Genomic DNA, 12,278 nt, shown 5'->3' with positions numbered 1-12,278 from the left:
CGGTTAATCTGGGCCCCCGCATCCTGCGGGCCGAGACCGCTCCTATAGCCCTCTTGGGCCTCATCACCGCTGGGGAGGGTCTATGAGGTGCTGGCTGTTCTTGCTCTTGCTCCTTCTGGCGGCCTGCCGCTACACCTTTATCCCCCTTGACCCGGGCCGGGCCAGTTTTCCACCCCGGCTGGGCCTGAGCGGGCGGCTCGAGGCGGTTCCCGGGGGGGCGGTAGTCCACCTCACGGTGCGGCGGGTGGGGGAGCCCGGGTACATAGAGCTGCGCTGGTACAAGGACGACCGGCTTTTTGAGGAACGCTCCATCTGGGTAGAGGCCCCAGGCCAGTACCAGGCCCGCTTCAGCCGGCTTGACGAGGGGTACTACCGGCTGGTGGTGCTGGTGGGGGGTGGCCCGGTGCTGCAGCTCGAGCTGGGGGCCCCCCTGCTGCCCGCTCCCCCTTCCTAAGCCGCCTTTATGTTTTAGACCGAATCCGGATAGAATACCGGGGTGGAGCAACCCCGCCTATTCGCCGAGAACCCAGGGCGGCCCCGGCCCGAGCGCATCTGGCTGGTGGACGGGCACCACCTGGCCTACCGCAGCTACTTTGCCTACGAAAGGCTGACCACCTCCCGCGGCCAGCCCACCCAGGCCATCTACGGCTTCATGCGCAGCCTTCTGAGGCTGCTCAAGGAGGATGGCGACTGCGTGGTGGTGGTCTTTGACGCCCCGGCCCGGACCTTTCGCCACGAGAGCTACGAGGAGTACAAGGCGGGCCGGGCCCCCACCCCCGAGGACTTTCCCGCCCAGCTCGAGCAGATCAAGGAGTTGGTGGACCTGCTGGGGCTGGGAAGGTTAGAGGTTCCCGGCTACGAGGCCGACGATGTGATCGGCACCCTGGCCCGTCGGGCCGAGGCCCAGGGCTACCCGGTGCGCATCCTTACCGGTGACCGGGACAGCTTCCAGCTCCTCTCCGAGCGCGTTACGGTGGTGCTGCCGGATGGGCGGGTCATGACCCCGGCTGCGCTGCAGGAGAAGTACGGGGTGCGGCCGGAACAGTGGGTGGATTTTCGGGCTTTGGTGGGCGATCCTTCCGACAACCTGCCGGGAGCCAAGGGCATTGGGGAGAAGACCGCGGCCAAGCTTTTGCAAGAGTGGGGCTCCTTGGAGCGGCTTTTTGCTCACCTAGACGCGCTGTCCCCCAGGCTGCGCAAGGCCTTGGAGGAGGGACGGGAGAGCGTGGTGCTTTCCCGGCGGCTGGCCGAGATGCACACCGACCTGCCCCTTGGGTTTGAGTTTGGGGGCTGCCACCGCCGGGAGCCTGACCTGAAGGCCTTGCGCGCGGTGCTGGAGCGGCTCGAGTTCGGCTCCATCCTGCGCGAGCTGGGGCTTTTAGAGGCCCTGAACGGGGCTGAGGAGGCCCCCTGGCCGCCCCCGCTGGAGGCCTTCTTAGGCTACACCCTGGACCGGGCCCAGCCGATGTGGGCCAGCCTAACAGGCCTGGCCGCCAGCGCGGGGGCCCGGGTTTACCGGGCTGAGCCCCAGCTGGAGGAGCTCCGGCGTTTCCCCGAGCTGCGGGCGCTTTTGGCCAAGGACCTGGCGGTGCTGGCCCTGCGCGAAGGGGTCTGGGTGCCCCCAGGCGACGACCCGCTGCTTCTGGCTTACCTCCTTGACCCCTCCAACGCCGAGCCGGCCAGCACCCTGAGGCGGTATGGGGTGGGCGACTGGACCCCGGACCCTGCCGAGCGGGCCCGGGCAGCCGCGGCCCTATGGGAGGCCCTGAGGGGCCGGGTGGAGGAGGACGACCGGCTCAGATGGCTCTACTGGGAGGTTGAAAAGCCCCTCTCCGGGGTGTTGGCCCGCATGGAGGCCCGTGGGGTTGCGCTGGACACGGCTTACTTGCAGGAGCTTGGGGAGGAGCTGGGCAAGGAAATGGGCTACCTAGAGGCCACCATCCACCGCCTGGCCGGCCGTCCTTTCAATCTGAACTCCCGCGACCAGCTCGAGGTCGTCCTCTACGACGAGCTGAAGCTCGCTGCGCCGGGGCGCAAGACCCAGACTGGAAAACGCTCCACCGCGGCCAGCGCGCTGGAGGAACTTCTGGGGCAGCATGAGATTGTCGGCCACATCCTGGCTTACCGCGAGCTCAGCAAGCTCAAGAGCACCTACCTAGAACCGCTGCCCCGGCTAATCCACCCCAAAACCGGCCGCCTGCACACCCGCTTCATCCAGACCGGCACCGCCACCGGGCGGCTTTCCTCCCAGGACCCCAACCTGCAGAACATCCCGGTTCGTACCGAGATGGGCCGCAAGATTCGCAAGGCTTTCATCGCCGCTCCGGGAATGAGGCTCATTGCCGCCGACTACTCTCAGATAGAGCTGCGGGTACTTGCGCACATGTCGGGCGACGAGAACCTCATCCAGGTTTTTCAGGAGGGGAAGGACATCCATACCCAGACCGCCGCTTGGATGTTCGGGGTTCGTCCCGAGGCGGTGAGCCCGGAGCAGCGGCGCGCGGCCAAAACCATCAATTTTGGGGTTCTCTACGGCATGTCGGCCCACCGCTTGGCCAACGAGCTCTCCATTTCCCATGCCGAGGCGGAGGCTTTTATTGCCCGCTACTTCGCCTCTTACCCTAAGGTCCGGGCCTGGATTGAGCGCACCCTGGCCGAGGCCCGCGAGCGGGGCTATGTGGAGACCCTCTTTGGCCGCCGCCGCTATGTGGCCGATTTGGACTCCAGGGTGCGGAGCGTGCGCGAGGCGGCCGAGCGCATGGCCTTCAACATGCCCATCCAGGGTACCGCCACCGGCGATCTGATGCGGCTGGCCATGGTCCGGCTCCAGCCCCGCCTGGAGGCCTTGGGGGCCTACTTGGTCCTGCAGGTCCATGACGAGCTTTTGGTGGAGGCTCCCGCCGAGCGGGCCCGCGAGGTGGCCGAGGTGGTGCGGGAGGTGATGCAAAGCGCTTGGACGTTTAAGGTGCCCCTCGAGGTGGGCGTGGGAATTGGCGACAACTGGCTGGAGGCTAAGTAGGTTATGCTTGGGCCGTTGGAGGTAGGCTATGAACCCGCCCTTTGAGGCGCCCGAGTTTGAGCATCTGAGCTACCAGGTGGAAGACCGCGTGGCCATCGTTACCCTTCGCCGGCCCCAGGCCCTCAATGCCCTCAACCAGGACGTGCTCGTTGAGCTGGCCAACGTGACCGAGGTCATTGCCCAAGACCCGGAGGTGCGGGTGGCCATTTTCACTGGGGAAGGCCGGGCTTTTGTGGCCGGGGCCGACATCGGCGAGATTGCGGCCTTGGAGGACGTCTTCGCCGCGCGGGAGTTTGCCATCCTGGGTCAGTCGGTTTTCAACGAAATCGCGGCCCTGCCGCTGCCCACCATTGCGGCCATCAACGGCTACGCGTTGGGGGGTGGGCTCGAGCTGGCCCTGGCCTGCGACCTGAGGGTGGCGAGCACCAAGGCCCGGCTCGGGCTGCCTGAGGTAGGTCTGGGCATCATCCCGGGTTTTGGCGGTACCCAGCGGCTGCCCCGGCTTTTAGGCCGGGGGCGGGCCTTGGACCTCATCTTCACCGGAAGGCACCTGAGCGCCGAGGAGGCTTTGAGCCTGGGCCTGGTCAACCGGGTAGGGGAGGATGCCCTGGAGACCGCCAAGGAGTTGGCCGCAGCCATCCTCAAGAACGGACCCATAGCCTTGGCCCTAGCCAAGGAGGCGGTGGGTCGGGGAGAGAACCTGGACCTGCAGGAAGCCCTAGAGATTGAAGCCGACCTCTTTGGGTTGGCCTGCGCTACCCAGGACATGCGGGAGGGTACCCGGGCCTTTTTGGAAAAGCGGACCCCGCAGTTCAAAGGGGAGTAGAGGGGCTTGTGTCCCTTGTCACCGCCCGTGTGGCCCTCTAGCCCTACCATCGGGTTGTGGAAGGCGGTTCGGCCATGAACGAGCGCACCGTGCAGGTTGCCCAACCCAAGGCCAAGCTCTACGTGGAGGCCGACCTGGCCATTCGCGAGGGCTTGCAACGCTACCCCAAGGCCCTGGCTGCCTACGAGATGCTGAGCAGTGACCCCGAAGCCCGGGGCCACTGGGACATGGCCAACTACATCACCGTGCGCAAGCTGGGCTACAACGACCATGGGCGGGTTCACGCCCTTCTGACCGGCGCGGCCAGCGTGACCATCCTGCAGCTTCTTGCCGACCACGGCATTAAGCCGGACGTTATTGAGAGTGGGGTAGGCGACCTGGACGACGCCTTTTTGGTGGTGCTGCTCTCCACCATGCTCCACGACATCGGCAACCAGGTGCACCGGGTCCGCCACGAGGCCTTTAGCGTGATGCTGGCCATGCCCATCCTGGACCGGATTCTGGAGAAGGTGTACCGCGATCCCGAGCAGCGCACCGAGCTTCGGGCCTTTATGCTCCACGCCATCCATTGCCACGACCTCGAGCCCGAACCCCTCACCATAGAGGCGGGCATCACCGCCGTGGCCGACGGCACCGACATCACCAAAGGCCGTGGGCGCAAGGCTTTTGCCCTGGGTTCGGTGGACATCCACTCCATCAGCGCCCTGGCGGTGGACGAGGTGCAGATTCTCAAGGGGGAGCGGGTGCCGGTGGAAATCCGGGTGGTTATGAACAACTCCGCGGGGATTTTCCAGGTGGAGGAGGTGCTTACCAAAAAGGTTTTGCGGAGCCCCATCCGCGACTACGTCACGGTGATTGCCAGCACCCACGATGGTGAGCACGACCAGCGCATCATCCAGCGAGTGCGCCTGCACGAAACCGAGCCGCGCTTCCGGCTGGACTAAAAAATGGCCTATTTGGCCTGTTTCGTGTTATATTCCGCGGGATATGGAACTCACACTCAGGTCTGCGCGCCGGTTCTTGGACCAGATCCCTGCCCCCTTGGTGGTGGCTGGCGTCTGGGGAGGGGAGCTGAGCGAGGAGGGGCAAAGGCTGGACGCCCGCCATCGGGGGCGGCTTTCGCGGGCCATGGAGGCCCTCCACTTCAAGGGGGAGTTCGGGGAGACCCTACTGGTCTCCTTGGAAGAGGGGGAAGAGCCCGGCTTTGCCCTGCTTTTCGGGCTGGGAAAAAAGCGCGGCGTGAGCCTGGAGACCCTGCGGCAGGCGGGGGCCCGGCTGGTGCGGGAGGTAGCCCGGCTGGGTGTCAAAGAGGCCGTCGCCGAGACCTTCCTAGCGGAGAAGTTCGGCAAGAAGGAGGCCAGCTATGCCCTGGCCGAGGGGGCCTTGCTGGGGGGGTATAGGTGGAGCGGCTACAAGACCGAAACCGGGAAGCGGAGTGAGCGGCTGCGCTTGTGGTTGGCCCGCTCCTCCGGGCCGGCGGTGGAGCGGGCGGAGGTGGTGGCCGAGGCGGTCAACTACGCCCGCAGCCTGGTGAACGAGCCCCCCAACATTCTCACCCCGGCCGAGCTGGCCCGCCGGGCCGAGGCCATGGCCCAGGAGCTGGGGCTTCAGGTGGAGGTCTGGGATGAGCAGCGGATACAGGAGGCCGGCATGGGAGCGTTTTACGCGGTGGCCCAGGGTTCGGCCAACCCTCCCCGTTTCATCCAGCTCACCTATAGGCCCGAGGCGCCGGCCGAACGGGTGGTTGCCTGGGTGGGTAAGGGATTGACCTTTGATACCGGGGGGTACTCGCTGAAGCCCTCCGAGAGCCAGATTACCATGAAAGGCGATATGGCCGGCGCAGCGGCGGTGTTGGCGGCCATGCGGGCCATTGCCAGACTGAAGCCTCCGGTTGAGGTGCGGGCCTACGTGGCCGCGGCCGAGAACATGATCTCGGGCCGGGCCTACCGGGTTTCGGATGTGCTAAAGAGCCTCTCTGGGAAGACCATTGAGGTGCTCAATACCGACGCCGAAGGGCGGCTGACCCTGGCCGATGCCATCACCTATGCGGACCGTCAGGGGGCCCAGGCCATTGTGGAGCTTTCCACTCTGACGGGGGCCTGCGTGGTGGCCCTGGGGGAAAAGGTAGCCGGGCTTTTCGCCAACGACCCGCGCTGGGGCCGCGAGGTACGGGAGGCGGCCGAGCGGGCTGGCGAGAAGGTCTGGCCCCTGCCCCTGGAGGAGGAGTACCGCGAGGTGCTCAAGTCGGAGACCGCCGACCTGAGAAACACCCATGGGCGCAGCCGCGCAGCGGGGGCCATCACCGCGGCCTTGTTCTTGAGCGAGTTTACCGAGAAGCCCTTGGTGCATCTGGATATCGCGGGTCCGGCCTACAGCGAGAAGGAGCACCCCCTAGGCCCGGCTGGAGGCACCGGCTTTGGGGTTCGGACGCTGGTGGAACTGGTGAGCGGACGGTAGCAGGCGATGGGCGCTTTGCAAAGGGCCTGGTTCCCTTGCTATTTGCCCATGCCTTTTAGAGGTTTGGCGGGTATCATAGCCCTTGGGTTATGCTCCGTACCCTGGGTGGGCTTGCCCTAGAGGGAAGCCCTTTTCGCCGCAACAAACCCCTGCTCCTGGTGGCCTATCTGGCTATTGAGGGGCCTCAGCCCCGCCGTAGGCTGGCTGAGATGTTCTGGCCTGGGGCCCAGGATGGGCTCAACAGCCTCTCGGTGGCCCTAAACCAGCTCCGTCCGCTGGGGTTGGTGGAGGGGGGTGAGGTGCTGCGGGCCCAGGTTTCCACCGACCTGGAGGCCCTCTACCGGGCCGTGCGGCTGGGCGATCTGGGGGAGGTGCGCAGGCTCTACCAGGGGGCCTTCTTGGAGGGGGTGGAGCTTCCGCTGGGAGAGGAGCTTGGGGAGTGGGTCTGGGACTTGCGGGAGAAGGTGGCCCTAGAGGTCTATCAGGCTTTTTCTCGCCAGGCTCGAGCCCACTTCGCCTTGGGCTTCTTAGAGGAAGGGCGGGCCTTGTTGGAGGAGGCCCTGGGGCTGGGGGGGGTGCGCTGGGCGGTAGAAGGCCAGGAGACGCCTCCTCCCGCCTCTGACCCGCTGCCCCGGGAGGCCCGGCGGGCCTACTGGGCTTTTTTCCACCTGCCCGGGCGGGCGGGGGAGGTGCTCTCGCTGGAGCCGTGGGCCTTGGAACGCCTCTACGCCGAGGGTTTGCTGGGGGCTGGTGGGCAGGCCCTGCCCTTGGTGGGTCTGGAGGGTTCCAAGGGGCTACCCCTAGAGGCCCAGGAGGTGGCCTTGGAACTGGCCCGAGGGCTGCCCTTGCGGGAGGCCCTTCCGTTCTACCGGCTGGCCCGGCCGTTGTGGGGGGAAGAGGACCGCCGTAGGGCCGGCCAGGCCATTCTGGCCGAGGTCCGGCGGCTGCTTTCAGAGGACCCTCAGCGGGCCTACCACCTTTTGGAGGGGCTTCCACGAGAACCCCAGGCCTGCTTGTTGCGGGCCAGGGCGCTGGAGCGGATGGGCCGCTACGTGGAGGCCTTGGAGGAGCTGGAAGAGGGTGGTTCGGAGGGCCCTGAGGCGGCGGCCTTGCGGGGTGCTCTGCTCTTCAGGCTGGGCCGGGTGGAGGAGGCTAGGGCACTGGCTGCCCAGGCTGCGGAGGGGAGTGCTTGGGCCCAGGGGGAGGCCCTCAACCTACAGGGCCTGCTGGCCTTTAGCGAGGGGCGTTTTCAGGAGGCCGCGGCCCTTTTTGCCCGCTCAGCGGTGCGCTTTTTAGCCGGGGGGGAGGCGGGTCGTCAGGTAGATGCGCTCAACAACCGCGCGGTGGCCCTTTTGGAGGCGGGAAGCCCGGAGGCCGAAGAGGTGCTGGGGGAGGCTTTGCGGGCTGCAGGCGAGGTGCCGCTTTTGCGGGCCAGGGTGTTGCTTAACTTTGGCGTGGTGCGGGAGAAGCAGGGGCGGGTGGAGGAGGCCGAGGGCCTGTACCAAGAGTCTTTGGAGGCGGCCCGGCGGGCGGGAAGCCTGGAGGCGCTGGGCCGGGCCTGGAACAACCTGGGGGCCCTCTACCATCGGCAGGGCCAGCGGGCCCGGGCTGAGGCGGCCTACCGCGAGGCCCTGCGCTCGGCCCGGGAGGGCCGGGAATGGGTCTTGACGGCGGCGGTGCTGGCCAACCTGGCCGAGTTGCAGAACGACCCAGAGAGCCTGAGGGAGGCCATTGCCCTCCTGAAAGAGGCTCGGTACACCGTGCTGGCCGAGCGGTATCAAAGCCGGCTGGGGTCGTTCAGACCGCGTTAAGACCCCCTGTGCTAGGCTGCCCATTGTGGAGATGGGCCTGTTCACGGCGGTTTTTCTGCCCCCTGGGGTGCTAGGGAAGGAGGTGGGGTAGAGGTGCCCATCTGGGTGCTGGACTTCTCGGGGGAGAGCCGGCCCTACCGCCTTGGGCTCGAGCCGGGGCGGGGGGATGTTTGGATGGAGGTTGCGCGTGAGGGGTTTGGCGGTTTGGTGGTGGATTTGGAGCCTGGTGCTGCTGGCGGGGTGTGGGTCTTCTGGGCCTTCCCTCGTCCTGTTCCCCTCTCGAGCCCGAGTGGGGGAGGAGGTGGAGGCCCGGCTGGTGGGCCTGAGTGGCCTGGAGGCCCAGGTCTTTGTGGGGCAGACCCCGGCGGAGGTCACCGCGCGTGAGGCGAACCGGTTGCGTTTCAGGGTGCCCAGCGTGTCGGGGGGGCCTCAGGCGGTGCGGGTCTTGATGGGGGAGCGAGAGGCACGGGGTGTGCTAGGGGTTTTAGGCCAGGTAGACCCCACCCGGGTGCTTTTGCGGCTGCCTTTGGGCCGCTCCTTTGAGCCGCCGCAGGGCTTCACCCTGCTCGGCCGGGAGGAGCTTGGGGCCTGCGGGTTCGCTTTGGTGGAGCTGGGGTACGGCGGAGAGGCGCTGGGCCGAGCTTTGGATGAGCTGGAAGCCCAGGACCCTGCCTACAAGGCCGACCCAGAGAGCCTGTGGAGCCTGGGCAGGGTGGCTGCTGGGCAGGTGGTGGGAGCGCCCTTGGCTTATGGTCGGGGCCGGACCGGCAATGGGGTGCGGGTGGCGGTGTTGGATACCGGGGTGGACGCGGCGGTTCCCCAGCTCGGAGGCTACGACTTTGTGGAAGACGACGCCGCCCCCCAAGACGCCTTCCCAGGCGGCCACGGCACTGGCGCAGCAGGGCTGGTGAGGGAGGTCGCTCCTGATGCCCAGATCGTCCCGGTGCGGGTCTGTGACGAGCGTGGGGTCTGCCGGGCCAGCCGGGTGGTGCGGGGGGTCTGCTGGGTCCTGGCCCACCAACCAGGCCCCACGGTTCTCAACCTGAGCCTGGGGGGCGATACCCCGGTGGAGGCCCTTCGGCTGGCCTTGGAGGCGGCTTTAGCCCGGGGCTTCCCGGTGGTCGCGGCGGCGGGCAACCAAGGGCAACAGGGAAGCCCGGCCCACTACCCGGCGGCCTTTGACCTTCCCGGGCTTATCGCAGTGGGGGCCCTGCAGGAAGGGGAAGCGGGGTGGGTTCCCGCCCCTTACAGCACCCGGGGAGCCTATGTAGACCTGGCTGCCCCTGGCACCGATCTGCGCTGTGTTGTTCCAGGTGGGGCGGAGGGGAGCTGCACCGGCACCTCCTTCGCTGCGCCAGTGGTGGCGGGTGCGGCGGCCCTCTGGCTGCAGGCCCGGCCGGGGCTGAGCCCAGTCCAGCTTCAAGCCGAGCTGGTGCAGTGGACTAGCCCCCTAGCCTACCCCCCCGCGGCAGTGGGGGCTGGGATGCTGGACCTAAGCAGGGCCCCCTGAGGGGGTTCGTTAAGGTTGGTTTAAGCCCGCTTTTGCTAGCCTCTGGGGCCGGGGTGTAGTTATGAGGGATAGAGTCTTGTCGGCGGGTTTTTTCCAGGTGTTGCAGGAGACCCTTTTGTCCCCTTTGGTGCTGGCCTTATTGCTGCTGCTCATGGGCTAGGGCGGGCTGGGTTCTGCTAGGATTTGTAGGGTATGCCAGGCAATACACCCTATGAGCAGATACAAGAGGTTGTAGGCCGCATCCGGGCCCGCACCGAATTTTCCCCAGAGGTGGGCGTTGTGTTGGGGTCGGGCCTGGGTCCATTGGGCGATGAGATAGAGGTGGTGGCGGATTTCCCTTACGCTGAGCTGCCTCACTTTCCCCGTTCCACCGCGCCGGGGCACGAGGGAAGGCTTATTTTGGGGTACCTAGAGGGCAAGCGGGTGTTGGCCTACAAAGGCCGGGTACATGTGTACGAGGGCTATACCCCGGCCCAGGTGGTGTTTCCTGTGCGGGTGGGGTTTTTCCTGGGGGCAAGGGCTTTTCTGGTTACCTCGGCGGCCGGGGGGCTCAACCCGGCTTGGAACGCTGGAGAGCTCATGCTGCACAGCGACTACATCAACTATGCGGCCCTCTCGCCCCTTACCGGTCCCAACGACGAGCGGCTGGGGCCGCGCTTCCCGGTAACCTTTGATGCTTACGACCTGGAGCTTCGGGCCTTGGCCCACAAGGTAGCCCGCGCCCAGGACTTTACCCTGCGCGAAGGGGTCTACGCCTGGTGGCCGGGGCCGCAGTTTGCCAGCCGGGCCGAGCTGAGGGTGCTGCGTACCCTGGGGGCTGATGCCATTGGTATGTCCACGGTGCCGGAGGTAATTGCCCTACGCCACCTGGGGGCGCGCGTGTTGGGGCTCTCCACCATTACCGATATGGCCGTACCCGAGCGGGACCACCACGCCACCGAGCAGGAGGTGCTGGCCACTGCGGCCCGCAGCGGGGCCCTTTTCCGGCGTTTTGTGCGGGGGATTCTGGCCGCGATGTGAGGATGGGCCTGCCTGAGGTTTTAGACCGGATTGAGCGGGCCTGCCGCAGGGCCGGCCGGGACCCCAGAGGGGTGCGGCTGGTGGCGGTGACCAAAGGCCACTCCGTGCCGGAGATTCAGGAGCGGGTTTTGCGCTACGGGGCTTTTCCCCTAGGAGAGTCGCGCATTCAGGAGGCCCTGCCCAAGCTGGCTGTGCTGGCTGCCGAGTGGCACTACATCGGCCCTCTGCAGCGGAACAAGGCCAAGTTTGCGGTGCGCTTTGAGTTGGTTCACTCGGTGGACTCACTCCGCTTGGCCGAGACGCTGGCCCGCAAGGCCTGCGAGGCGGGCAAGGTGCAGCGGGTGCTGCTCGAGCTTAACCTGGGCCGTGAGCCGCAGAAGCACGGCTTCTTGGAGGAGGAGCTGGCTGAGGTACTGCCCCGGGTACGGGAGCTGGAGGGGCTGAGGGTGGAGGGCTTGATGACGGTGGCCCCCTATACCGAGAATTCCGAGGAGGTGCGGCCTATATTTGCCCGCCTTTCTCGCCTGGCCGACGCTTTTGGCCTGGCTGAGCGCAGCATGGGGATGTCCGGGGACTTTGAGGTGGCGGTGGAGGAGGGGGCCACCTTGGTCCGCGTGGGCCGGGCCCTTTTCGAGCCGGGCTAGGGGGTGTAGTAGTCTAGGGCCTGTGGAGGAGCGAAAGACGGGTGAGTTTCAGGTGGGCAGCGACCTAACCCCGCTGGACATCCGCTACCAGGAGTTTCGCCTGGGGTTGCGGGGCTACGCGGTGGCCGAGGTGCGGGAGTACCTAGCCCGGGTGGCCGATGCGCAGACCGCGCTTATTGAGGAGAACGAGAGGCTGCGCAACCGCATCCGGGAGCTCGAGGCCGAGCTTTCTAAGGCCCGCGAGGGAGAGGCTGAGCTGAAGCGGGCGGTGGTGGCGGCTGAGCGCATTGCCCGGGAGATAAAGGCCCAGGCTGAGCGGGAGGCGGAGCTTATCAAGCGGGAGACCGAGGCCGAGCGTCAGGCAGCCCTGCAGGAGCTCATTGAGCAGATGAAGCGCATCCGAACCGAGATTGAGCAGGTACGCAACGAGCGGGACCTGTTTATAAGCCAGTTCCGTGCCATGCTGGAGAGCTACCTGGCCTCCCTCGAGCGGTTCAAGCGCTAGGTCTGGTGGGCTATCTTTTTATCCACGTCTCCGCTACAGGAGGACAAGGCTTTTAGGCGTAAGTAACCTGCTGCAAATTGACTAAGCTCGGTGGGGCTACGGAGCCCCAGTTTACGCATAACCTTGCTGCGGTGCAGGCTGACTGTGCTAGGTGAGATAGCTAGGATAGCGGCTATTTGCCGGTTGGTACAACCTTTGGCGACCAGCTCGAGCACCCGGCGCTCGGCCGGAGTAATGAGCTTCCGGCGGCATTTAGCATGACGTCCAAACATGTACGTACCCACCCTCTGGCAAATTTTTCAAGCTACCCGTCCCCCCCCTGGAAAACTGGGAATGGGGACGGGTTTTTGCTCGGCCTAATACCAACTCTACGACGAGGTGACACATAAAGCCTCTTGAATCCAAGGCCAAAAGCAAAGCCGCTTGACCCTAGTTGGATCAGCCGCAAGCTGGGTGAGGAACTCCTCGGCAGCCAGGCGTTTGTGT

Annotated in this window: 12 protein-coding genes; 11 read left to right on the top strand and 1 reads right to left on the bottom strand. The window is 66.2% G+C overall.

Annotated features, from left to right (window positions below; genetic code table 11):
- From Mlute_RS16620 to Mlute_RS11275, 11 genes are all read left to right on the top strand, one after another.
- Positions 1–86 (top strand): 16S rRNA (uracil(1498)-N(3))-methyltransferase (locus Mlute_RS16620; protein WP_147371074.1); only part of this gene is annotated, 86 nt, incomplete at its 5' end.
- A complete protein-coding gene (locus Mlute_RS11320; RefSeq protein WP_119360752.1) occupies positions 83–454 on the top strand; it encodes a hypothetical protein in 372 nt (123 codons plus the stop codon). The genes Mlute_RS16620 and Mlute_RS11320, both read left to right, overlap by 4 nt.
- 42 nt (positions 455–496) lie before the next feature.
- Positions 497–3,019: a DNA polymerase I gene (gene polA / locus Mlute_RS11315; RefSeq protein WP_119360751.1), complete on the top strand. Its 2,523-nt coding sequence runs from the start codon at positions 497–499 to the stop codon at positions 3,017–3,019.
- A gap of 28 nt (positions 3,020–3,047) precedes the next feature.
- Positions 3,048–3,845 (top strand): enoyl-CoA hydratase/isomerase family protein, encoded by a 798-nt coding sequence (locus tag Mlute_RS11310; protein ID WP_119360750.1) that lies wholly within the window; start codon positions 3,048–3,050, stop codon positions 3,843–3,845.
- Between the two features lie 74 nt (positions 3,846–3,919).
- Complete coding sequence (locus tag Mlute_RS11305; protein WP_119360749.1) at positions 3,920–4,789, top strand: phosphohydrolase; 870 nt, start codon at positions 3,920–3,922, stop codon at positions 4,787–4,789.
- Positions 4,790–4,832: 43 nt separating this feature from the next.
- Positions 4,833–6,302, top strand: coding sequence for a leucyl aminopeptidase (locus tag Mlute_RS11300; protein ID WP_119360748.1), 1,470 nt, complete (start codon positions 4,833–4,835; stop codon positions 6,300–6,302).
- An 89-nt stretch (positions 6,303–6,391) separates the two neighbouring features.
- Positions 6,392–8,113, top strand: a complete 1,722-nt coding sequence (locus Mlute_RS11295) for a tetratricopeptide repeat protein (RefSeq protein WP_119360747.1) — start codon at positions 6,392–6,394, stop codon at positions 8,111–8,113.
- Between the two features lie 187 nt (positions 8,114–8,300).
- Positions 8,301–9,623, top strand: a complete 1,323-nt coding sequence (locus Mlute_RS11290; protein WP_407942651.1) for a S8 family peptidase — start codon at positions 8,301–8,303, stop codon at positions 9,621–9,623.
- A gap of 192 nt (positions 9,624–9,815) precedes the next feature.
- Entirely contained in the window at positions 9,816–10,643 is an 828-nt protein-coding gene (locus tag Mlute_RS11285; RefSeq protein WP_119360745.1) for a purine-nucleoside phosphorylase, read from the top strand.
- Between the two features lie 2 nt (positions 10,644–10,645).
- Positions 10,646–11,287: a YggS family pyridoxal phosphate-dependent enzyme gene (locus Mlute_RS11280; RefSeq protein ID WP_119360744.1), complete on the top strand. Its 642-nt coding sequence runs from the start codon at positions 10,646–10,648 to the stop codon at positions 11,285–11,287.
- Positions 11,288–11,309: 22 nt separating this feature from the next.
- Complete coding sequence (locus tag Mlute_RS11275) at positions 11,310–11,792, top strand: DivIVA domain-containing protein (protein WP_119360743.1); 483 nt, start codon at positions 11,310–11,312, stop codon at positions 11,790–11,792.
- Here Mlute_RS11275 and Mlute_RS11270 read toward each other — a convergent pair.
- Complete coding sequence (locus Mlute_RS11270; protein WP_119360742.1) at positions 11,789–12,064, bottom strand: response regulator transcription factor; 276 nt, start codon at positions 12,062–12,064, stop codon at positions 11,789–11,791. The two genes, Mlute_RS11275 and Mlute_RS11270, sit on opposite strands and share 4 nt — an antisense overlap.
- Between the last annotated feature and the right edge of the window lie 214 nt (positions 12,065–12,278).

The sequence above is a fragment of the Meiothermus luteus genome (assembly GCF_003574085.1).
Taxonomy (GTDB): Bacteria; Deinococcota; Deinococci; order Deinococcales; family Thermaceae; genus Meiothermus; species Meiothermus luteus.
This window is presented reverse-complemented; position numbering and strand designations above follow the sequence as displayed.

Bases quoted from the DNA above. Each gene is read 5' to 3' on its own strand.
- Mlute_RS11320 (WP_119360752.1), top strand. From the start codon at position 83: ATGAGGTGCTGGCTGTTCTTGCTCTTGCTCCTTCTGGCGGCCTGCCGC.
- Mlute_RS11270 (WP_119360742.1), bottom strand. From the start codon at position 12,064: ATGTTTGGACGTCATGCTAAATGCCGCCGGAAGCTCATTACTCCGGCC.
- Mlute_RS11285 (WP_119360745.1), top strand. From the start codon at position 9,816: ATGCCAGGCAATACACCCTATGAGCAGATACAAGAGGTTGTAGGCCGC.
- Mlute_RS11300 (WP_119360748.1), top strand. From the start codon at position 4,833: ATGGAACTCACACTCAGGTCTGCGCGCCGGTTCTTGGACCAGATCCCT.
- Mlute_RS11310 (WP_119360750.1), top strand. From the start codon at position 3,048: ATGAACCCGCCCTTTGAGGCGCCCGAGTTTGAGCATCTGAGCTACCAG.
- Mlute_RS11280 (WP_119360744.1), top strand. From the start codon at position 10,646: ATGGGCCTGCCTGAGGTTTTAGACCGGATTGAGCGGGCCTGCCGCAGG.
- Mlute_RS11305 (WP_119360749.1), top strand. From the start codon at position 3,920: ATGAACGAGCGCACCGTGCAGGTTGCCCAACCCAAGGCCAAGCTCTAC.
- Mlute_RS11295 (WP_119360747.1), top strand. From the start codon at position 6,392: ATGCTCCGTACCCTGGGTGGGCTTGCCCTAGAGGGAAGCCCTTTTCGC.